Origin of the sequence: uncultured Methylobacterium sp., assembly GCF_964242245.1 — a bacterium.
In the GTDB taxonomy this organism is placed as follows: domain Bacteria; phylum Pseudomonadota; class Alphaproteobacteria; order Rhizobiales; family Beijerinckiaceae; genus Methylobacterium.
Genome location: NZ_CAXTBY010000012.1, coordinates 12,276 through 32,770, shown reverse-complemented (window position 1 = coordinate 32,770; position 20,495 = coordinate 12,276). Strand labels below are relative to the sequence as shown.

Annotated in this window: 17 protein-coding genes; 3 read left to right on the top strand and 14 right to left on the bottom strand. The window is 72.4% G+C overall.

All coding sequences use genetic code 11. The features are described from left to right. Positions 1-35 precede the first annotated feature (35 nt). The gene (locus tag ACFE8Y_RS05095) at positions 36-359 is read right to left on the bottom strand and encodes an antibiotic biosynthesis monooxygenase family protein (protein WP_375463310.1); all 324 of its coding nucleotides are present in this window, start codon (positions 357-359) and stop codon (positions 36-38) included. Positions 360-451: 92 nt separating this feature from the next. Between ACFE8Y_RS05095 and ACFE8Y_RS05090 the strand changes: the two genes are divergently transcribed. After that, on the top strand, positions 452-892 hold the full coding sequence (locus ACFE8Y_RS05090; RefSeq protein WP_375463309.1) for a MarR family winged helix-turn-helix transcriptional regulator: 441 nt from the start codon (positions 452-454) through the stop codon (positions 890-892). Between the two features lie 144 nt (positions 893-1,036). Here ACFE8Y_RS05090 and chrA read toward each other — a convergent pair whose 3' ends face one another. Together chrA and ACFE8Y_RS05080 are read right to left on the bottom strand one after the other, a co-directional pair. Next, positions 1,037-2,221 (bottom strand): chromate efflux transporter, encoded by a 1,185-nt coding sequence (gene chrA, locus ACFE8Y_RS05085; protein WP_375463331.1) that lies wholly within the window; start codon positions 2,219-2,221, stop codon positions 1,037-1,039. Then, positions 2,218-3,651 (bottom strand): FAD-linked oxidase C-terminal domain-containing protein, encoded by a 1,434-nt coding sequence (locus ACFE8Y_RS05080; protein ID WP_375463308.1) that lies wholly within the window; start codon positions 3,649-3,651, stop codon positions 2,218-2,220. The genes chrA and ACFE8Y_RS05080 overlap by 4 nt, the downstream gene beginning before the upstream one ends. Before the next feature lie 286 nt (positions 3,652-3,937). Here ACFE8Y_RS05080 and ACFE8Y_RS05075 point away from each other — a divergent pair, with 286 nt between their 5' ends. Continuing rightward, positions 3,938-4,303, top strand: a complete 366-nt coding sequence (locus ACFE8Y_RS05075; protein WP_375463307.1) for a c-type cytochrome — start codon at positions 3,938-3,940, stop codon at positions 4,301-4,303. A 108-nt stretch (positions 4,304-4,411) separates the two neighbouring features. Here ACFE8Y_RS05075 and ACFE8Y_RS05070 read toward each other — a convergent pair whose 3' ends face one another. After that, positions 4,412-4,918 carry a MarR family winged helix-turn-helix transcriptional regulator gene (locus ACFE8Y_RS05070; protein WP_375463306.1) on the bottom strand — a complete coding sequence of 169 codons (507 nt, stop codon included), beginning with the start codon at positions 4,916-4,918 and terminating at the stop codon, positions 4,412-4,414. Positions 4,919-5,110: 192 nt separating this feature from the next. Next, positions 5,111-6,259 (bottom strand): dimethylmenaquinone methyltransferase, encoded by a 1,149-nt coding sequence (locus tag ACFE8Y_RS05065; protein ID WP_375463305.1) that lies wholly within the window; start codon positions 6,257-6,259, stop codon positions 5,111-5,113. A 123-nt stretch (positions 6,260-6,382) separates the two neighbouring features. On the opposite strand from ACFE8Y_RS05065, the gene ACFE8Y_RS05060 reads away from it, so the two are divergent. Continuing rightward, positions 6,383-7,273, top strand: a complete 891-nt coding sequence (locus tag ACFE8Y_RS05060) for an alpha/beta fold hydrolase (protein ID WP_375463304.1) — start codon at positions 6,383-6,385, stop codon at positions 7,271-7,273. On the opposite strand, the gene ACFE8Y_RS05055 is transcribed toward ACFE8Y_RS05060, so the two are convergent. The 9 genes from ACFE8Y_RS05055 to ACFE8Y_RS05015 form a co-directional block, all read right to left on the bottom strand. After that, positions 7,263-8,585: a nucleotide sugar dehydrogenase gene (locus ACFE8Y_RS05055; protein ID WP_375463303.1), complete on the bottom strand. Its 1,323-nt coding sequence runs from the start codon at positions 8,583-8,585 to the stop codon at positions 7,263-7,265. The genes ACFE8Y_RS05060 and ACFE8Y_RS05055 overlap by 11 nt on opposite strands. A 10-nt stretch (positions 8,586-8,595) precedes the next feature. Then, on the bottom strand, positions 8,596-9,747 hold the full coding sequence (locus ACFE8Y_RS05050) for an ABC transporter permease (protein ID WP_375463302.1): 1,152 nt from the start codon (positions 9,745-9,747) through the stop codon (positions 8,596-8,598). Beyond that, positions 9,747-10,763: an ABC transporter permease gene (locus ACFE8Y_RS05045; RefSeq protein ID WP_375463301.1), complete on the bottom strand. Its 1,017-nt coding sequence runs from the start codon at positions 10,761-10,763 to the stop codon at positions 9,747-9,749. The genes ACFE8Y_RS05050 and ACFE8Y_RS05045 overlap by 1 nt, the downstream gene beginning before the upstream one ends. Further along, on the bottom strand, positions 10,760-12,526 hold the full coding sequence (locus ACFE8Y_RS05040; protein WP_375463300.1) for an ABC transporter substrate-binding protein: 1,767 nt from the start codon (positions 12,524-12,526) through the stop codon (positions 10,760-10,762). The genes ACFE8Y_RS05045 and ACFE8Y_RS05040 overlap by 4 nt, the downstream gene beginning before the upstream one ends. Before the next feature lie 347 nt (positions 12,527-12,873). Further along, positions 12,874-13,737, bottom strand: coding sequence for a hypothetical protein (locus ACFE8Y_RS05035; RefSeq protein WP_375463330.1), 864 nt, complete (start codon positions 13,735-13,737; stop codon positions 12,874-12,876). A 23-nt stretch (positions 13,738-13,760) separates the two neighbouring features. Next, positions 13,761-15,602 carry a dipeptide ABC transporter ATP-binding protein gene (locus tag ACFE8Y_RS05030; protein ID WP_375463299.1) on the bottom strand — a complete coding sequence of 614 codons (1,842 nt, stop codon included), beginning with the start codon at positions 15,600-15,602 and terminating at the stop codon, positions 13,761-13,763. Continuing rightward, positions 15,599-17,545: a glycosyltransferase gene (locus ACFE8Y_RS05025; RefSeq protein WP_375463298.1), complete on the bottom strand. Its 1,947-nt coding sequence runs from the start codon at positions 17,543-17,545 to the stop codon at positions 15,599-15,601. The genes ACFE8Y_RS05030 and ACFE8Y_RS05025 overlap by 4 nt, the downstream gene beginning before the upstream one ends. Further along, positions 17,533-19,041, bottom strand: a complete 1,509-nt coding sequence (locus tag ACFE8Y_RS05020; protein ID WP_375463297.1) for a glycosyltransferase — start codon at positions 19,039-19,041, stop codon at positions 17,533-17,535. The genes ACFE8Y_RS05025 and ACFE8Y_RS05020 overlap by 13 nt, the downstream gene beginning before the upstream one ends. Beyond that, positions 19,038-20,279, bottom strand: a complete 1,242-nt coding sequence (locus tag ACFE8Y_RS05015; protein WP_375463296.1) for a glycosyltransferase family protein — start codon at positions 20,277-20,279, stop codon at positions 19,038-19,040. Before ACFE8Y_RS05015 ends, ACFE8Y_RS05020 begins: the two co-directional genes overlap by 4 nt. Positions 20,280-20,495 lie beyond the last annotated feature (216 nt).

Below are 20,495 nucleotides of genomic sequence, written 5' to 3'. Positions count from 1 at the left end.
TGCGACTCCAGAGCAGCCGTTCACGCCTTCCGCGTTCAGGCTTCGTGGACCTCGCGCAGATCGTAGACGATCGGGTTGAAGGACGTCGCGATCCCGGCTGCCTCGCGCATGTGCACCTGTGCGGCCGGGTCGGCGAGCATGGCATCCATGTCGGCTTGGCTCCGCCATTGGGCGTAGTTGGCAATGTGACGGCCATCCCGGCTGACGTGGAGATTGGCCGAGATGAAGCCGGGCACGGAGCGGATGGTCTCCTCCGTGGCCTTGGACAGAACCGCGAGGAGTTCCGCGGCGCGGTCGGGTTCGACATCGAAGGTGTTGATCAGCGTGAGGTATCCGGCGGACGGATCGAGCTTGGTCATGGGGAGGCCCTGCGATTGAAGATCGGTGTGTTCTAAGCCATCATCAGGCTCCTGATATTGAATGTAAGGAGCCTGATATGTCAATCCGGAGCATGCCCGATCCCGTCGCCAAGCGGCTCGGCTATGCCCTGAAGCGCGCCCAGCACGCCCTCCGCGTCCGCATGGACGACGTGCTGCGCCCGCTGAACCTGACAGCTCCGCAATATGCCGTGCTCTGTGCCATCGAGGCGGAGACGGGGATCTCGAACGCGCGGCTGGCGCGCACGGCCTTCGTAACCCCGCAGACGATGCAGGGCATTCTGGTCAACCTGGAGCGCAACGGCCGACTGACCCGTGAGACCGACCCGACCCATGGACGTGTCCTGCGCAGCAGGCTCACGGGCCTGGGGCAGGCAACACTCATGCAGGCGCATCTGCGCGTGCAGGAGATCGAGGACGTGATGACGGCCTCCGTCGGTCGAGAGCAGGTATCGCATCTCGCCGGCGTTCTTTCACGCTGCGCCGACGACCTCACCTCGACGACCACGCTCTGAAGGCTTGGCGCGTGATGGGTCTTCGTCGTACGTCCGCTCGCCGCGGACGATGGCGCGAACCGATCCGGTCGCCGTCGCCGGGCGCGCCGATCGCGCAGGTCTGAATTTCAACCTGAAACACGATCCGAGCGAGGCGGTTGCCCCTCACGCCCCCGGCCATCCGGCCGCCATGGCCCCTGCAACGGCGGCGAGCGCGACCACGAGCCATGCGGGCGCGCGGGCCGCCGTCAGGCCGAGGAAGGCGAGCATCGCGATCGCGAGGTCGGGCGCGCCGCGGATGCCGGAGGTCCAGACCGGATCGTAGAGCGCGGCGGCCAGCAGGCCGACCACCGCCGCGTTCACGCCCTTCAGCGCGCGGGCGGCCCACGCGGCCCGGCGCAGCGCCGCCCAGAACGGCAGGATGCCGGGAACGAGGAGGGCGGAGGGCAGGAAGATGAGGACGAGGCCGAGGGCAGCCCCCCCGACGCCGTCGATCGCCGCCCCGAGATAGGCCGCCAGCGTGAAGAGCGGCCCCGGCACCGCCTGCGCCGCCCCGTAGCCGGCCAGGAACGCGTCGTTCGAGACGAAGCCCGGCACCAGCGCCCCCTGGAGGAGGGGCAGCACCACGTGGCCGCCGCCGAAGACCAGGGCGCCGGCCCGGTAGAAGGCCGCGGCCAGCGCCGTATCGCGCGCCGGATGCGCGGCGGCCAGCACCGGCAGTCCGACGAGCAGGAGCCCGTAGAGGGCGAGGCACAGGGCGCCGGTGCGGCGGCCGGAATGCGCAGTGTCGACGCCCTCCGGCACCGGGGCGTCGCGATACAGGGCGAGGCCGAAGGCGGCGCCGAGCAGGATCGCGCCGATCTGGCCGGGCGCGCCGGGCACTGTCAACGCCAGAACCGCCGCCGCCGCCGCGGCTGCGCGTCGTGGAGCGTCCGGGGCGAGGCCGCGGGCCATGCCGATCACGGCCTGGGCCACCACCGCCACGGCGGCGGCCTTGAGGCCGTGCAGCCAGCCCTCGCCCAAGCTCGGGCCGAATCGCGCGACGCCGAGGGCGAACAGGGTGAGGAGGAGGGCGGAGGGCAGGGTGAAGCCGAGCCAGGCCGCGACGGCGCCGCGCGCGCCGGCCCGCCGCAGGCCGATCAGCATCCCGACCTGACTGGAGGTCGGCCCCGGCAGCACCTGGCAGAGCGCGACGCAATCGGCGTAGCCCGCCTCGTCGAGCCAGCGCCGCCGCACGACGAAGGTCTCCCGGAAGAAGCCGAGATGCGCGACCGGGCCGCCGAAGGCGGTGAGCCCGAGCCGGAGGAAGGCCAGGAAGACCTCCGCAGGGCTGCCCGCCCGCGTGGTCAGGCGCCGACGCGCCCGTCCAGCGGAAACACCTTGGCGGGGTTCATCAGCCAGCCGGGATCGAAGACGTTGCGCACCCGCATCTGCTGGTCGAGGTCGGCCTGAGTATACTGGAAGCGCATCAGCTCGCGCTTCTCGATGCCGACGCCGTGCTCGCCGGTGAGGCAGCCGCCGACCTCGACGCAGAGCTTGAGGATTTCATCGCCTGCGGCCTCCGCCTTCTGCAACTCGCCGGGAGTGTTGATGTCGAACAGGATCAGCGGGTGCAGGTTGCCGTCGCCGGCATGGAACACGTTGGCGACGCGCAGGCCGTAGCCTGCGCAGATCGCGCCGATGCGCTCCAGCACCGGGGCGAGCTGGCCGGTGGGGATGGTGCCGTCCATGCAGATGTAGTCGGAGATGCGCCCCGTCGCACCGAAGGCGGACTTGCGGCCCTTCCAGATCGCGGCGGACTCGGCCTCGGACTTCGAGACCCGGATGCTGGTGGGCCGGAAGTCCCGCGCGATGGTCTCGATGCGGGCAAGCATCGCCGTGCACTCGGTGTCCGACCCCTCGACCTCGATGATGAGCATCGCCTCGGCGTCGCGCGGGTAGCCGGCGCCCGCGAAGTCGTCGGTGATGAGGATCGCCTCGCGGTCCATGTACTCGATCGCCACGGGGATGATGCCGGCGGCGATGATCGCGGCGGTGCAGGCGCCGGCATCCTCGACCGAGGCGAAGCCGACGAGCACCGGCCGCGCGCCCTCCGCCGCGCGAAGAATCCGGACCGTGGCCTCGGTGACGATGCCGAGCTGCCCCTCCGAGCCGCAGACCAGCCCGAGCAGGTCGTAGCCGCCGCTGTCGAGATGGTCGCCGCCGAGCTCGACCACCGTGCCGTCGTTCATCACCAGCGTCACGCCCATCAGGTTGTTGGTGGTGACGCCGTACTTGAGGCAGTGCGCGCCGCCGGAATTCATCGCGATGTTGCCGGCGATGGTGCAGGCGAGCTGGCTCGACGGGTCGGGAGCGTAGAAGAAGCCCTCGTGGGAGACGGCGCCCGAGATCGCGAGGTTGGTGAGCCCGCTCTGCACCCGCGCGGTGCGGTTCGCGAAGTCGAGGTCGAGCACGCGGGTCATCTTGGCCACGCCGAGGATGATCGCGTCCGCCTGCGCGATGGCGCCGCCGGCGAGCGACGTGCCGGCGCCGCGGGGCACGACGCGGAGCCCTTGCGCGTGGCAGTAGGCCATCACCGCCGAGACCTCCTCGGTCGTGGAGGGGAGCACCACGGCCAGCGGCATCCTGCGGTAGGCGGTGAGCCCGTCTGTCTCGAAGGCGCGGCGCTCGTCCTCGGTCGTCACCAGGGCCTCGGGCGCGACGAGGGGGCGAAGGCCGGCGATGATCGCCTCGCGGCGGGCGACGACCCCCGCGTCGGGTTCGGGAAAGCGGATCGACACGGCGTTGGTCCCTCCGGCGTTTTTCGATGCGTTTGCCGCACCTTCAGGTTCCGCTCAGGTGCCTCGGCGCCTGCTGTTCAGAGGAACAGGATGCAGCGTCCGAAGCGTACGTCAAAGGCCGGCGGTGTGCACGGGCGGCCGGCGGACGCCGGGGCGCGCTTCGAGGCTTCTTTTGGTCGCAGGCGCGCGCGGCGCCCGAGGGCGTTTCAGTCTCGACTTGTTCCAGATAGACAAGCTCTGCCATAAAATCGCGGGCGGTCGTTGCCGTCCAAACGGAGGAACTACCATGCGTGACCTGATCCTCGGCGCCGCGTTCGCGCTGTTGCTGCCCCTGTCCGCCCAGGCCCAGGAGGCCGGCGATGCCGCGGCGGGCGAGAAGGCGTTCGCGCCCTGCAAGGCGTGCCACAACTTCGTCAAGAACGGCGTCGGTCCGAACCTGAAGGGCGTCGTCGGCCGACCGGCCGCCAGCTACGAGGGCTACACCTACTCGGCCGCCCTGAAGGGCGCGGGCATCACCTGGGACGAGGCCAACCTGCACGAGTGGCTGAAGAATCCCAAGGCCAAGGTCGCCGGCACCAAGATGATCTTCCAGGGCTATCCCGACGACAAGAAGATCAACGACGTGATCGCCTACCTCAAGACCCAGTCCTGAGCGCAGGAAGACGGGCTGAGGCCCGGGGGGGCCTCGTCCTCCCGGGCCAGGGCCTCATCGTCTCCGCTTTCAGGGCGGCGGTTCGTTCCGTGAGCCGCCGCCGCGCGGTCAGACCTCCGTGCCCGCGTGCAGACCGGCCCGCAGCGTGACGAGGTTGTCGAGGAGCGCACGTCGCCCCTCGGGGTCGAGGCCGGTCAGCGCGCCGGCCCGATCGGGGATGCAGGCCAGCGGCTCCTGCAGCCCGCGTCCCTCGGCGGTGAGGAAGATGCTCACCTGCCGCTCGTCCGCGCGGTCCCGGGCGCGCCGCACGCGCCCCGCCGCCTCCAGCCGATTCAGCAGCGGCGTCAGGGTGCCGGAATCGAGAAACAGCCGCGTGCCGATCTCCTTCACCGTCAATCCGTCCTCTTCCCACAGGACGAGAAGGACGAGGTACTGCGGATAGGTCAACTCGTGCGCCGCGAGCAGGGTGCGGTAGGCGCGGCCGAAGGCGTGCGCCGCAGCGTAGACCGCGAAGCAGAGCTGGCCGTCGAGGCGTTGCAGGTTCCCCGCACCTCCGACAGGTCCGGTCGCGGCCTTCCTCGGCGCCCGCGACCGCGGGGATTGCCGACCTGACATGGACTTCGACTCCGTTCGCGAGGCCCATCCGCGGGACGCGCCGACCAAGCCCATCACGCGTGGGTTCGCATGAGGCAATATTCTAGCCAGGGCAACGGTCTGTCCGCAACGGACGTGACCCCTTCGCGCCTGAACGTCGCGTTCCCGCGACCGGAGGTCGGCTTCAATCCCTCACGTCTTCCCGTGCGCACGCTATGCCTTCCAGTCTTTCAGGGCGGCGAAGGGACTTGCGGACCGGTCCGGCGGCGGCGGGTTCAGGATCGGCTCGACCTGGGCGATGGCGTCCGATAGCGAGAACGCCGAGCCGGCGGGCAGCTTGCCGCCCGCCGCATCGCGGTGGCCGCCGCCGCGGAACTTGCGCGCACCGTCGAGCGCCGTCTCGTCGTTGGAGCGGAACGACAGCGATCCCGTGCGCTGCACGTTGACCACGCGCGTGGCCGCCCCGCGCTCCATGATCAGGTCCGAGACCCGCTGGAACGTGCCGGAATCGAGGCCGAAGGACAGCAGCGTCCCGTCGGAGAGGGGCCGGAACAGCACGTCCGAGCGTGCCAGCACGCGCGCGATCCGCATCCGGGTGGTGAGGGTGCGGTCGTCCTCCGCCTCGCCGTCGAGGAAGTCGTCGAGGATGTCCCTGCGCAGTTGCGCGACCTTCACCTCGATTGCGGCGGGCGTCAGCCCCGCGCCGATCAGCCCCGAGACCGACCGCAGCAGCGCGCCGACGAAGCGGTCGTGCCAGGGATGGCCGACGGGCACGAGGTTGGAGACGTTGTCCCAGAACACCTCGTCGAGCATCAGGCCGCCGGCAAACGTCGGGCGGTCCTTCCGCCAGAGGTCGAGGGCGTCCACGGCCTCGACGAGCGTCGCGAGGTCCGCACCGTCCCGGCTCGCGTACAGGGCGCGGTGCGCGTAGGCCATCTTCGTGGCGCAGCAGCCCTCGTCGATCAGGACCGTCACGTCCGGGTCCTCGAGGTCGAAGCGCCGGAGCGTTCCCGCGTCCTCGCAGGCCATCGGCTCCAGGCCGTGCTGGCGCAACTGGTCGATCGACGAGGCGTGGTGATCGAGGACGATCAGGCGGTGGCGGGTGCCCTCGGGCCGCCGCCGGTTCAGGGCGGCGAAGCTCCTGAGGAACTTCACCGCCACCGGCTCCAGCCCGAGATCAGTGAGGATCAGCGTCTCCGGGGCCTCCGCCTTGGAGAGCTGCTTCAACGCGTCCTCGACCACGGGGCCGACATCGGCGTAGCGCGGCACGTGGACGATCCGCGCCACGTCGACGAAGGCACCGACGACGGCCGCGGCCGCGTAGCCGTCGAGGTCGTGGTGGGTGATCTGGGTGACGGTCACGGAACGGTCCTCGGGGCGCGGGCGGCACGTGTCTTATGCGGCAGCGGGCGCCGTCCGGCGAGCCCGATGAAACGGTCCGCCGCCATGCGCATTGCCGTCCCAGCACGATCGTACGAGACAGCCATGCCCCACCCGAGCCCGTTCCTCGCAGGCTTCCATCTCCACGATATCGACGCCGACGGCGTGCGCATCCGTGCGGCCGTCGGCGGCGCGGGGCCGCCGCTGCTGCTGCTGCACGGCCACCCGCAGACGCACGCGACCTGGGGGCGGATCGCGCCGCGCTTGGCCGAGCGCTTCACGGTCGTGGCCGCGGACCTGCGCGGCTACGGCGATTCCGACAAGCCGCCGGGCGGTGTGGGCCACGCCGCCTACGCCAAGCGCGCGATGGCCGCCGATCAGGTGGCGGTGATGCGCGCGCTCGGCCACGAGCGCTTCGCCCTCGTCGGGCACGACCGCGGCGGCCGGGTGGCGCACCGCCTCGCCCTCGACCACCCGCACGCCGTCACGCGGCTCGCCGTCCTCGACATCGCGCCGACGGCGACGATGTACGCCCGCACCGACCGAGCGTTCGCGACGCGCTACTTCTGGTGGTTCTTCCTGATCCAGCCCGAGCCGCTGCCGGAGCGGCTGATCGCGGCCGACCCGGCGTTCTTCCTGCGCAGCCAGATCGATGGGCAATCGAAGACGCCGGGCGCGACGAGCGAGGCGCTCTTCGCCGAGTACCTGCGCTGCTACGCCGACCCGGCGACGCGCCACGCGATCTGCGAGGATTACCGGGCGGCCGCCTCCATCGACCTGGAGCACGACGCGGCGGATGCGAGCGCCCGCATCGCGGTGCCGCTGCTGGCGCTCTGGGGCGCGAAGGGGACGGTGGGCCAGCTCTACGACGTGCTGGCGACGTGGCGCGAGAAGGCCACCGACGTGTCCGGCCACGCGCTCGCCTGCGGCCACACCCTGCAGGAGGAGGCGCCGGAGGAAACGCTCGCCGCGCTGCTGGACTTCCTCACGCCTTGACGATCGTGTCCGACACGAGCCCGGCCCGGGCGCAGGCGTTGCGGGTGTCGACCACCAAGGGGCTGTGCGCGACGAGGCTGCGATAATCGATCCCGTCGTGATCGGTCACGATCAGGACGGCCGCGCAGGCCGCCAGCATCGCGGGGTCGAGCGCCACCGAGCGGCGCCCGGCGAGCTGCGGGAACTCGCGGGTCGGCGGAATTTCGGACACGAAGGGATCGTGGAACGCGACCTCTGCCCCGCGCGCTTCCAGCAGCGCGGTCAGCTTGAGGGCCGGGCTCTCGCGCACGTCGTCGACGTTGCGCTTGTAGGCCATCCCGATCATCAGGATCTTCGCGCCGCGCAACGCCCGCCCGAAGCGCTCGTCGAGGGCCCGCGCCAAGCGCTCGACGACGCGGTGAGGCATGGCCCGGTTGACCTCGCCGGCGAGCTCGATGAAGCGCGTCGCGACATCGTGCTCGCGCGCCTTCCACGTGAGGTAGAACGGGTCGATCGGGATGCAGTGGCCGCCTAAGCCCGGCCCCGGCTGGAACGGCATGAAGCCGAAGGGCTTGGTGGCCGCGGCCTCGATCACCTCCCACACGTCGATGCCCATGGCGTCGTAGACGACCTTCAGCTCGTTCACGAGGGCGATGTTGACCGCGCGGAAGATGTTCTCGGTGAGCTTGACCGCCTCCGCGGCCTGGGTCGAGGAGACTGCAACGGTGCGGGCCACGATCTGTCCGTAGAGCGCGACGGCGAGATCGCGGGCGGCGTCCCCGTCGCCGCCGACCACCTTCGGCGTGCCGGCCAGCGTGTGGGTCCTGTTGCCGGGGTCCTCGCGCTCGGGGGAGAAGGCGAGGAAGACATCCCGGCCGCTCTTCAGACCGGTCGCCTCCAGGATCGGCTTGACCACCTCCACCGTCGTCCCCGGCCACGTGGTCGATTCGAGCACCACGAGCTGGCCGCGGCGCAGGGTCCGGGCGATGTCGGCGGCCGTCGCGCGGACGTAGGAGAGGTCGGGCTCGCGCTGGCGCGTGAGCGGCGTCGGCACGCAGATCAGGATCGCGTCAGCCTCCGCCAGCCGCGCCATGTCGCCGGTCGCGGAAAACCGCTCCGTCGCGAGCGCCGCCCGCATTGCTTCGACGTCGAGGTGGGCAATCACCGGTTCGCCTGCCTCGATCCGCGCGACCCGCTCCGGGTTCACGTCGAAGCCGATCACCGTGAAGCCGGCGCGCACGGCGGCGAGCGCCAGCGGCAGGCCGACGTAGCCGAGGCCGACCACGCCGATCGTGGCGCGGCGCTCGGTGAAGGCGCGGGCAAGCTCGTCCATGGACACGAACTCAGTGGTACGGGTCGGCGGCGTCGCGCAGGCCGTCGCCCATGAAGTTGAAGGCCAAGACCGTCACCAGCACCGGCACCACCGGCAAGAGCAGCCAGGGATAGAGCTGAACGGCGGCGAGGTTCTGGGCGTCGTTCAGGAGCACGCCCCAGCTCGTCACCGGCGGGCGAAGCCCTAAGCCGAGGAAGGAGAGCGCGGTCTCGCCCAGGATCATCGTCGGGATCGACAGCGTCGCCGAGGCGATGAGGTGGCTCATGAAGTTCGGGATCAGGTGGCGGCCGATCACGCGGGCGGGCGAGGCCCCCATCAGCTCGGCGGCCTGGACGAAATCCTCCTCCCGCAGGGCCAGCAGCTTCCCGCGCACGGCGCGGGCAAGGCCCGGCCAGTCGAGCAGCCCGAGGATGACGGTGATGCCGAAGAACACCCAGAGCGGGCTCCAGTTCGGCGGCAGCGCCGCCGACAGGGCGAGCCACAGCGGCAGTTCGGGCAGCGAGCGCACCACCTCGATCAGCCGCTGCACGGCGGCATCGACGAGGCCGCCGAAGTAGCCGGCGACGCCCCCGAGCAGCAAGCCCAGCGCGAAGGAGATCGCGACGCCCACGAGCCCGATCACCAGCGAGATCCGCGCGCCGTAGATCATGCGCGAGACGAGGTCGTGCCCGAGGCGGTCGGTGCCGAGGAGGTGAAGGGTGCCGCCTTGAGGGGGGCAGACGAGGTGGAGGTCGGACGGGATCATCCCGAGATAGCGGTAGGCGTCGCCCCGGCAGAGGAACCGCACCGGCTGCGGCGTGGTGGTGTCGCCGACGTAGTCGCGGCGGAAGGTGTCCGGGTCGAGGCGCTGCCGGTAGGGGTAGACGAAGGGGCCGACGAGGCGGCCCTCGTGGAACAGGTGCACCCGTTGCGGGGGCGCGAACAGCATGTCGCCGTTGCGCTTGGCCTGCTCGTAGGGCGCGAGCCATTCCACGAACGGCACCGCGGCGTAGAGGGCGAAGAGCACCAGCGCCGAGGCGACCGCGAGGCGGTGGCCGAGGAACTTGCGCAGGATCAGCCGCCACGCCGAGGCGTAGGCGGTGCCGGAATCGCGCCCGCCGCCGGCATCGGGATCGAACGGGGCCGGGTCGACGAAGTGGCGCGGCTCCGGCACGCGCAGCATCAGCGCCCGCCCATGCGGATGCGCGGATCGAGCCAGACCAGGACGAGGTCGGAGATCAGCATGCCGACCAGCGTCAGCAGGGCGACGAACATCAGGATGAAGCCGGCCATGAACTGGTCCTGGCTCTTCAGGGCGTCGAGCAGCAGCGGGCCGACGGTGGGCAGGCTCAGCACCAGCGAGACCAGCACCGAGCCGGAGACGAGGTGCGGCAGGAGGTTGCCGATGTCGGCCACGAACGGGTTGAGCGACATCCGGAACGGGTACTTCAGCAGCGCCCGCAGGGGCGGTAGGCCCTTGGCCCGCGCGGTGACGGTATAGGGCTTGGCGAGTTCGTCCAGGAGGTTCGCGCGCATCCGCCGGATCATCGCCGCGGTGCCGCCGAGCCCGATCACCAGGGTCGGGACGGCCAGGTGCGCGAGCAGCGAGCGGACCTTGGGCCAGTCCCAGGGCTTGCCGGTGAAGCCCGCCTCGTACAGGCCGCCGATCGAGAGACCGAACCACAGGTTGGCGTAGAACAGCAGGATCAGGGCCAGCAGGAAGCCGGGCACGGCGAGCCCCACGTAGCCGAGCACGGTGACGACCGCGTCGCCCGCGCTGTGCCGGTGGGTCGCCGAGTAGAGCGCGATCGGGATCGCGACGATGTGCACGAACACCAGCGCCGTGAGGTTCACGACCAGCGTCAGCCAGAGCGCGTCGCCCACCACCTCGGAGACCGGGCGGTCGTACTCGAACGACCAGCCCCAGTCGCCCTGGAGCAGCCCGGCAAATCCCGCCGGCCCCGGCATCAGCCCGATCCAGATCAGGTACTGCTCGTAGACCGGGCGATCGAGGCCGTACTGCCGGATCAGCAGCTCGGCCTTGGCGACGGACGCCGCCTCGCCCATGGAGCGCAGCTCCATGATCCGGTTGGAGAGGAAATCGCCCGGCGGCAGCTTGATGATGAGGAACACCAGCGCCGAGATCACGAGCAGCGTCACCGCCATGGTGAGCACCCGCCGGAGGATCGCGCGCGTCACGGCAGCCCCGCCTGCCGCCCGGCGGCATCGTCCCAGAACATCTCGTCGAGGCGCTGAAGGCCGATCATCGCGGTCGGGTCCCAGGCGTAGAGGGCGCGTGCGGGCACGTTGGCGAGGTGGGCGGCGGCCACCACCGGCTGGAGCGCGCCGGCCACCGTGCCGATCACCCAGGTGTTGTCGGCGTGGTTGTCCAGCATCTCGCGCCAGATCGCGGCCTGACGCCCCGCGTCGTCGGTCTCCCGCCATTGCCGGTCGAGGTCGATCAGGCGCCGCACCTCGGGCAGGTCGCAGGGCTCGCCGCTGGCGCCGTGACTCTCGACGTGGAGGCTCCAGCGCGGCCAGGCATAGTGGTCGGGTTGCGCCGGGCTCAGGCCCGTCGGCGGCATGATCGCGGTCGGCACGGCGAGATCCAGGCCTTGAGCTGCCACCATCACGGTCATCCCCGCGATCGAGCGGCGGCGCAGGTTCGTCCGCTCCTGGGGCTTGACCACGAGCCTGATCCCGACCTCGCGCCAGAACTCGCCGATCAGCAGCAGGCCGTCGAGCACCATCGCGGCCTCGCCGTCGCTCTCGGCGACGATCTCCAGGAGCCGCCCGTCCGGCATCAGGCGGATGCCGGAGGGATCGCGCTTGTCCAGGCCCGCGGCGTCGAGGAGCCGGGACGCGGCGTCCGGGTCGTAGCCGGCGTTGCGCGTGCGCAGGTCGGGCGAGAACAGCGGGCTTTCCGGGACCAGCGTGTCGTTGCCCTCGGTGCCGAGGCCGAACAGCAGGGTGTTGTTGAGCGTCCGCCGGTCGATGGACAGCGACAGGGCGTGGCGGTAGCGGACATCGCGGTTGAGCACCCGCCAGCCGGGATCGAGCGTCGTCAGGTTCGGGTAGAGGGCGATCTCGGAGCCGCGGGCGACGGGCCACAGGTGGGTGCGGTAGCCGTGCGCGCGCTCGCCCGCCTTCAGGCTCGGGATGTCGGCCATCGACAGGCCGCGGAACATCAGGTCGGCCTCGCCGGCGTTGGTCTTGGCCACCAGCAGCCCCGTCGAGGCGACATCCATGACGATGCGGTCGAGGTAGGGCAGTTGCGTGCCGGCGGCATCGACCCGGTGGTAGTGCGGGTTGCGCTCGAACACGAAGCGGGTCGCGGGCGCCCGGGTGCGCGGGCGCCAGCCCTGGAGCGTCGGGGCGTCGGGGTCGTTCAGTTCGTAGTTGTCGTCCATCCGGTTGTGGAGCGCCGCCCAGCCGCGCAGCTTCTGCCCCTTGGCCAGAGCCTCGGCCGCGTCGCGGCCGACGTAGCGCGGATGGATCGGCTTGAGGTAGTGCGCCGGCCGGTAGATCAGCGGATCGCGCGCCGCCGCGAGCGCCGGCAGGAAGCGGGGATTGGGCCTGTCCCAGGCGTAGCGGACGGTGAGCGGATCGAGGATCTCGACGGTGGGCGGCCTGCCGTCCACGAGGAAGACGTCCGGCGGGCCGCCGGGGCTCAGGTCCCGGTCGTTGGCGACATCCTCCCAGTAGTAGCGGAAATCCTCGGTGGTGAAGGGATGGCCGTCGGACCAGCGGTGGCCCCTGCGCAGGGTGAAGGTGAAGCGCCCGCCCTCGACGACGAAGCGCTCCAGCACGTCCGGCTTCAGGGTCAGGTCCGCGTCGTAGCCGACGAGCCGGGTGTAGCCGTAGACCGAGAGGTAGCGCACGTCGCGCGCCTTCGCGACGAGGGTGCGGATCGTGCCGCCGCGGGCGCCGGTTTTTCGGTTCCGGGCGGCAAGGTCGACCACAAGCGGGGAATCGGGGGGGGCCGACGGTATCGTATCGGCGCAGGCGCCGCATGGCGCGAGATGGGCTACCGGGACGGCCGCGAAGCCGATCATCATCGCGCGGCGGGAAACGCCGGTTGCCGGGTTCTCGCATTCGGTCCCGCGCCTCTCCCTCCCCCCTCTGCGGGGGAGTGTGGCCCGCGCAGCGGGTCGGGAGAGGGGAGCGCGTTCTCCGGAGAGGTCGCTTCCCTCTCCCGACCCTCGCTGACGCGAGGGCCACCCTCCCCCGCAGAGGGGGGAGGGAGAGGCGGCCGCGTCGGAAACGGGAACGCCGTCACGGAGGGGGGAAGGTTCGTCGCGATCCACCGTCACGCCGCCCACCCTCTCGAGGCGGCCGGCGCATGCAGCGTCACGGAGGTCAGCCGCGCCGGCGCGTAGCCCGTGGCCCGGTGCAGGTCGTCGAAGGCGTGCGTGCGGGCGATGGCGGCGGCGGCCGCCCGCGCCAGGGGATCGTCGGCGGGTTGCTCGAAGGCGCGGCCGTTACGCTGCCAGCGGATCGGTTCGGACGCATCGCGCAGGGCCTCGATCATCGCGATGGTCGGGTGGGCCGGGCCGCCGTGGGCGTGGATGCGGTGGCCGGCCGCGTCGTCGTCGAACAGTAGGCGGGTGAGGCCCCGCGCCTGCGCCTCGACCACGCGGCGGGCCTGCGGGACGTGGTCGTCGAAGAACGCCACCGTGCCGGCCGGGTCGCGGCCGTAGCCGTCGGCCTCCGACCAGTCGGCGGTGCCGTAGGTCGCGGCGGCGTCCCGGTACTGGAGGCCCGACAGGTCGGGGTCGTGGCAGTGGATCGACGCATCCGGGCAGGCCTGCCGGATCACCCAGGTGGTGAGGCCGCGAAACACGCCCGACTCGATCACGATGCGGGGCTTCAGGGCCCGCAGCGCCACGTAGAGCTGGAGCGCTCCGTTGAAGCCGCTGCCGCCGCGCCGCTGCCGCACCGGCGCCGACGGGATCAGGTCCCAGAACGTCTTCGTCCATTCGCGGACATCGCCCGATGGCGTGATGCCGGAAGCCGCGAGGTCGCGCTCCAGGCTCGCGGCTGCGGAAGACAGCAGGAGATCGACCTCGCGGGGCGAGGTTGGGCGGTGCGACCAGTCGGGGGCGGCCGGCACGAGATCGTAGCCGAGCCGGTCGAACAGCGGTACCAGCACGCGGCGGCGCAGGCGCTCCATCGCGTGGGAGGGGCGCGGCGCGTTCACGCCGCCCGCCGCGCGTCGGCGCTCCCGTGCCGGACGAGGTAGCCCGGCTCGATCTCGACCATGTGTCCGGCCTCGTCGGGGGCGAGCCGGTAGGGCTCCGGCCAGCGGCCGGGGTCGGAATGGTCGCCGGTCACGGCCGCGAAATCGAGCGGGTGGTCGAGGCTCGGGTCGGGCACGGCGGCGAGCAGGGCGCGGGTGTAGGGGTGGACGGGGTTGCGGAACAGGGCGGCCTTGGGGGCTTGGCCGACGATCCGCCCCCGGCACATCACCGCAATGGAATCGGCCATGTAGTCGATCACCGCGAGGTTGTGAGAGACGATGAGGTAGGTGAGCCCGAGCGCGGCCTGGAGGTCCTTGAGCAGGTTGAGGATCTGCGCCTGGACCGAAACGTCCAGCGCCGAGACCGGCTCGTCGAGCACCAGGAGCCGCGGTTCGAGCGCGAGCGCCCGGGCGATGCCGATGCGCTGGCGCTGGCCGCCGGAAAATGCGTGCGGGTAGCGCGCGAGCGCCCCCGGTTCGAGCCCGACCATCGCCATCAGCGCCGCGGCCCGCGCGCGGCGCTCCGTCCGTCCGACCCCGTGGACCTCCATCGGCTCGGTGAGGATCTCGCGCACGCTCATGCGCGGGTCGAGCGACGCGTAGGGGTCCTGGAACACGAACTGCACGGCGCGGCGGTAGGCGAACAGGCCGCGGCCGGACAGGGCCTGCACGTCGCGCGGGCCGGCGCCGTCGTCGAACAGCACGCGGCCGGAATCAGGCCTCAGCGCCCGCATGACGATCTTCGAGACGGTGGTCTTGCCGGAGCCCGACTCGCCGACGAGGCCGAGGGTGGTGCCGGCCGCGATCTTCAGCGACACGTCGGAGACCGCGCGCACGGTCCGCGGCGGGCCGCCGAACCGTCCCGAGCGCAGGGTGAAGCTCTTCGTGACGCCCTCGACGCGCAGGATCGTACCCCTCGTCGCGATCGGCGGCCGGGCGGACGGGATCACCGCGTCGGCCGAGCGGATCGGCGTCAGGCGCTCGCCCGGCGCCATGGCGAAGCGCGGCACCGCGTGGAGCAGGGCCCGGAGGTAGGCGTGGCCCGGGCGGCGCATCACCGCCTCGCGCGGGCCCGACTCGACGAGGCGGCCGCGGTAGAGCACCGCCACGTCGTGGGCCACGTTGGCGACGACGCCGAGGTCGTGGGTGATCAGCAGGATCGCCATGCCGGTCTCGCCCTGCAGCCGGGCGAGGAGGGCGAGGATCTGGGCTTGGGTCGTCACGTCCAGCGCCGTCGTCGGCTCGTCGGCCACCAGCAGCGCGGGCTTGAGGATCAGGGCCATCGCGATCATCGCGCGCTGGCGCAGGCCCCCCGACAGCTCGAACGGGTAGGTGTGGAGCGCCCGCGCAGGATCGGAAAAGCCGACGCGGGCGAAGGCCTCGACGGCGCGCGCATCGGCTTCGGCGCGGGTGGCGTTGCCGTGGATGCGCAGCGCCTCGCCGACCTGGTCGCCGATGGTGTGCAGCGGCGACAGGCAGGTCATCGGCTCCTGGAAAATCATGGCGATGCCGGCGCCGCGGATCGCGCGCATCGCCGGCCCGTCCGCGGGGAGCGCGGTGATGTCGGTCGGCGCCGCGCCCGCATCGAACAGGATGCGCCCGCCGGTGATCGCGGCCGATCGCGGCAGGATGCGCAGGATGGCCTGCGCGGTCACCGACTTGCCCGAACCCGACTCGCCGACGAGCGCCAGCGTGCGCCCGCGCCCCACGTCGAGCGACAGGCCGTGCAGGGCGCGGAACGGCGCGCCGTGGCCGGAGAAGTCGACCCGAAGGTCCTGGATGGACAGGAGCGGGCTCAAGCCACCCTCGCAGGTCGGGCGATCCGGGGTATCTCGCACGGCGCGCCTGCCTCGTCCGCTGCCGGCCGGAACAGGCGCCGGGGGTCCTGGATCGCCACGGCCGGGTGGCGCAGGAGCACGCCGAGGAGGTCGACGAGGAAGTCCCAGATCGCGGCGTCGTGCGCGCGGTGGTGGGTCAGCAACCCGACCGGCCGGCCCGGTTGCCGCGTTAGCGCGCGGCAGAGGCCCGCGATGATCGCATCCGGGTCTTCGAGCGAGCGGGTGCCGCGCCACGCGATCGGATCGACCTGGGTGTCGGCCCGAATCAATCCCGGGACCGGCGGGCCATCGACCGCCGACAGGCCTTCGTAGCCGAGGCCCGGCAGGGCGGCCGCGAGGCCGGGGGCGATCCGGTTCCAGGGGGGCACGAAGACCGGCATCAGGCGATCTGCGGGGAGCCGTTCGCGAGCGAGGCGCAGGGCCGCGGCGGCGTCCGCGACGAGGGCCGGAAGCGGCCGATGCGGGCCGAACTCGGCGGGCTTGACGCCGGCCGGCGCGTGGTTCTCGTGGGTCAGCCCATGCACGGCGAGGCTGACACGCCCGGCCGCGTGCAGGCGCTCGCCGAGGGACGCCGCCACGCGCGCCGGGATCGCGGCGACGAGGACCGGAGCGTCGAAGGACCCGGCGAGATCCAGCAGGCGATCGAGGGCGGGGGTCGCCGCGACCGCGTCGTCGTCGCGCCACCAGAGGGGCACGCGGCGCCCGTGCTCGGCCGCAGCGTCGAGGGCTGCGCGGAGGCAGTCGAAGTGATCGGGTGCCGCTCGTCCGATGCACCGCCGCCCAGCGTGCAGGGCCTCGATGATCGCCACCGAGCGGGCCGCGCCGCCGAGATCGATCCCGTGGGCGGGCGGCGCCGGCGCGGCGCGAGCCGCATCCACGGCGTCGAGCAGGGTCGTCGCGGTGAGTTCGGCCTCCGGCACCACATGCGCTAGCCCGCGGGCGGCGAGGCGGTCGGCGCGCAGGCGCTGCTCGGTCTCGCGGCCCGCCTCGAAGGGGACGAGCACGGCGCGCGGCCCGGTGGCGAGGAGGTCCACGGCGGTGTTGTAGCCGCAGGCGCTGACCGAGACGGCGGCGCGCATCACCAGGGCCCGGTAGTCGGGTCGCGCCCGCGCCAGCACGCCAGCAGTAAGCCCGTCGCCGAGGCCGCGGAAGTCGGCATCCGCGATACCGTGGCCGGCGAGGATGCGCCAATCAAGCTCCGGCCGAAGCCGCGCCGCCGCGGCGGCCGCGCGGCAGAGGGCGAGCCCGGCGGCGCTCGAACCCGCCGAGACCAGAATCCCCGCCCGCGGGCCCGTCCAGTCGGCGTGCGAGGAGTCCTCGTCGACGTAGCCGGTGTAGCGCAGCGTTCGCCGCAGGGCTGCATCGACGGGCCAGGAGGCGTCGAGGGGGATCAGGTCCGGGTCGCCGTGGACGAGGACCGCGTCGTAGGCGTGCGCGATCCGCGCGTGCGCGGCGCGGACCTTCTCCGGCTCGCCCGGCGCGACGAGGACATCGCGGATCGAGGCGAGGATCAGCGGCCCCGGGCGGAGCGCCGCCGCGGCCTCGATCAGGCCCAGGAACTCCGCCGCGAGCGCGCGCCGGCCGAACGGGAATAGCTCGGTGATTACCGCGTCCGGCGCGGTCTCGGCGAGCGCGGCGCGCAGCATCGCCGCGCGCGCAGCCAGCAGTTCGGCGCCGGCTTCGCGGCCGTCCGCGTCGAGGAGCCGGCCGAACGCGGTGCCCACGACGTGCAGCGGCGGAAGCTGCACGAGCCGCACGCCGTCGAGGCGGACCAGCGCCGACGGCGCCCCGCCCGAGACCAGCGTCGCCGCGTGACCGGACCGCGCCAGTGCGCGCGCGAGCGCCGCCGCGCGGGTCAGGTGCCCGGCGCCGAGCAGGTGCGTCACCGCGATCAGCACCCGCATGCGCAGGCCTCCGCGGGGCGCAGGGACGTGGGCGCCGGCATCGCGGTCAGGCCGGCCGCGTCGCTGAGCCTCGCGGCGATGAGGTCGATGCCGGCATCCAGCGAGAAGTCGCGCACCAGCCGTGCGCGGGCGGCATCTGCGAGGCGCCCGCGTCCGGACGGATCGCGGGCGAGGCGCAGGATCGCCGCCGCCAGGGCCTCGAAATCGCCCGGCGGAACCAGCACGCCCTCCACGCCGTCGCCGATGAACTCCGGCGTGCCGGCGAACGCGGTGGCGAGGATCGGCAGGCCCTGGCTCGCGGCCTCCATCAGCACGTTGGGCAACCCGTCGCGGTCGCCCGACGGTGCGAGCTTGACCGGCAGCACGAACAGGTCGGCCGCGCGCATCGCCACGATCACGTCGGGCTGCGCCCGCGCGCCGTGGATGGCGATGCGATCGGCGAGACCGCGTGCCGCGATCCGGGCTGCCAGCGCCGTGCGCCGTTCGCCGTCGCCGATCAGGTCGAGGCGCCAGTGCAGCGCGGAGGGCAGGGCGGCGAGCGCGTCGATCAGGTCGTCGTGCCCCTTCTTGGCGACGAGGCGGCCGACGCAGAGGAGCCGGACGGGATCGCCGGCGTCCGACCCGTCGCGGGGCGGCCGGGTGGCGGGCGGCTCGGGGAAGCGCGCGAGGTCGAGGCCGTGATAGGCCAGGGCGATGTGGCCGGTCCTCGTCGCGGATCGGCGATGCGCCGCGCTCACTGTCCGTGTGAGCCACGGCAAGCGCGACGGCACGTCCTCTCCCGAGCGGGAGAGGGTTGAGGTAGGGGACGAGACCTGTCCGGAGACGTAGCGCCCCTCACCCTGTCCCTCTCCCCCAAGGAGAGAGAACCCGAGCCTCACGGGGCGACTCGCGAATTCGTGGGGCTGCGATCGCTCCGATCCGCACAGCGCCCGCAACCGCACCAGCCCGTCCCGCGTGCACGTCACGCCCCACGCCGCGTCGGCGAGCTTCTCCGCCAGCTCCCAGTCGGGCGTCGTCCAGATGTCCTTGGCGTGAGCCGAGAAGCTCCAGCTCCGGCCCGTGAGGATCGCGGCGTAGCGGGCGACGCTCGCCGGCGCGTGCAGGAAGTGCGCGTGGAGGTGCCGGACCGCGTCGGGCAGGCTCCGCGCCAGGATCAGCGCCTGTCCGAGCCGGCGCAGGCGCGCGGGCGTCGGATCGCGAAGGAGATCCCGCGCGAACAGGCGGGCGAGCGCGCGAAAGCGCGGGCGCCGGAGGCTCCAGGCGAGCGCGCGCAGGGTCCGCAGGGGCGCCTCGTAGAGGTACTCGGGCAGGTAGGCGACGGGCGCCGCGATCTCCGCGTGCATCGGGTGGCGCGCCGGGTCGGTCGCGCGCCGGAGCGACCAGATAGCGAGTTCGAGGCCCCGCCGTTCCAGGGCCAGCAACTCCTGCGCGATGAAGGTCTCCGACAGGCGCGGATAGCCCTTGAGCACGACGGCGATGCGGGGCGCCTCCGTCATTGCGCTGCCGCGAGCCGCCGCGCAACGGGCGGTGCGGTCAGGGCGCGCACCCGCCGACCGATCACGTCGAGGCCGTCGAGCAGGCCCGGCATCGTCGCCCGCGACGGCAGGGGTTGCCGCGGCAGGGCCCGCAGCGCCTCCGCCATGCGCAGCGCGCTCCGACCGTCCTCCTCCAGCAGGGCGCGTGCGAGGCCGAGCGCGTCGGCCGCCACCGCCCTTATCCGCTGCTCCCGGCGGGGATGGGTGCGCGGCACCAGCAGGGCGCGCTTGTCGAAGGACAGGATCTCGCAGAACGTGTTGTAGCCCCCCATGGCGACGATGCCCGCGGCCTTCTCCATCAGCAGCTCGATCTGGCTGTCGAAGGTGATCGCGGCGATGCGTCCGCTCAAGGCCGCGATGCGCCCCAGGAAGGCCGCGCGGCTGGCCTGCGCCATGAATGGACCGAAGGCGACCAGCGCACGATACGGGATGCCGGGGTCGGCCTCGTAGGCCGCGATCACCCAGTCGATCAGCCCGTCGCCGTCGCCCCCGCCGCCGGGCGTGACCAGGACGAAGGGCTCGGTCGCCGCGACCGGCTCCGTCCGCCCTGCGCGCGCGCGCGGCACGGCACGGCGCAGGTAGCCGGTGTAGGCGGTCCGGGCGGCGATCTCGGCGCCGACGGGCAGGGCGCTGAGCGGTTCGTGGATCTGCGGCAGGCCGTAGACCCAGACTTCGTCGTAGTACCGCCGCACCGCCTCGGACGCGCCCTTTCGTTCCCATTCCGGCACGAGGCGGTCGGCGTCGTCGAGGACATCGCGCAGGCCCAGCACCAGTCGGCATCCGCTCCGGCGCAAGCGCTCCAGCGTCGGGAGGATCTCGCCGTGGAAGCCGGTCGGTTCCTTGTCGACGATCATCAGGTCGGGCCGGACGATGCCCGCCGTGCGGGCGATGATGTCGGCCCGCCGCGCCACCGTCCGCTCCAGGGAAACGCGCGCGTCGAGGCTGGCGTAGCCGCCGTCGGGCAGCTTGGTGATACCGGGCACGCGCACCGAGGCAACGCCGTCGGCGAAGGCGAAGCGGTCGACCACCGCCGAGCCGGAGATAATCGTCGCCTCCACCTCGCCCCCGCGCGCCAGGGCATTGGCGATGGCGCGCGAGCGGCGCAGGTGCCCGAGCCCGAACGTGTCGTGGCTGTAGATCAGCACGCGCCGGGCCCCTGTCGCCAGCGCGTCCGGGCGGAAGCTCCTCGCCCTCGGCATGCGCGTCTCGCTCAATCCGAACCCCTCCGAGCGTCGCAGCGCGACCGCGATCGCACAAGGCAGGCCGTTGTGACACGGACGGCGTTCCGCGCCTATATTCGCGCCGCGTCCGGCGCATCGTCTCGTGAGGTCGCGCACAGACCCGCTCCGTCCTCCCGCGCCCTGGTGACGTTCGCGTGACGGGCCGCGTGCGGGCGACGTTAACAGAGGCCGGAA

Coding starts and splice junctions, on each gene's coding strand:
- ACFE8Y_RS05095 (WP_375463310.1), bottom strand. CDS start 359: ATGACCAAGCTCGATCCGTCCGCCGGATACCTCACGCTGATCAACACC.
- ACFE8Y_RS05090 (WP_375463309.1), top strand. CDS start 452: ATGCCCGATCCCGTCGCCAAGCGGCTCGGCTATGCCCTGAAGCGCGCC.
- ACFE8Y_RS05075 (WP_375463307.1), top strand. CDS start 3,938: ATGCGTGACCTGATCCTCGGCGCCGCGTTCGCGCTGTTGCTGCCCCTG.
- ACFE8Y_RS05070 (WP_375463306.1), bottom strand. CDS start 4,918: ATGTCAGGTCGGCAATCCCCGCGGTCGCGGGCGCCGAGGAAGGCCGCG.
- ACFE8Y_RS05060 (WP_375463304.1), top strand. CDS start 6,383: ATGCCCCACCCGAGCCCGTTCCTCGCAGGCTTCCATCTCCACGATATC.
- ACFE8Y_RS05055 (WP_375463303.1), bottom strand. CDS start 8,585: ATGGACGAGCTTGCCCGCGCCTTCACCGAGCGCCGCGCCACGATCGGC.
- ACFE8Y_RS05050 (WP_375463302.1), bottom strand. CDS start 9,747: ATGCTGCGCGTGCCGGAGCCGCGCCACTTCGTCGACCCGGCCCCGTTC.
- ACFE8Y_RS05035 (WP_375463330.1), bottom strand. CDS start 13,737: ATGGAGCGCCTGCGCCGCCGCGTGCTGGTACCGCTGTTCGACCGGCTC.
- ACFE8Y_RS05025 (WP_375463298.1), bottom strand. CDS start 17,545: ATGCGGGTGCTGATCGCGGTGACGCACCTGCTCGGCGCCGGGCACCTG.
- ACFE8Y_RS05020 (WP_375463297.1), bottom strand. CDS start 19,041: ATGACGGAGGCGCCCCGCATCGCCGTCGTGCTCAAGGGCTATCCGCGC.
- ACFE8Y_RS05015 (WP_375463296.1), bottom strand. CDS start 20,279: ATGCCGAGGGCGAGGAGCTTCCGCCCGGACGCGCTGGCGACAGGGGCC.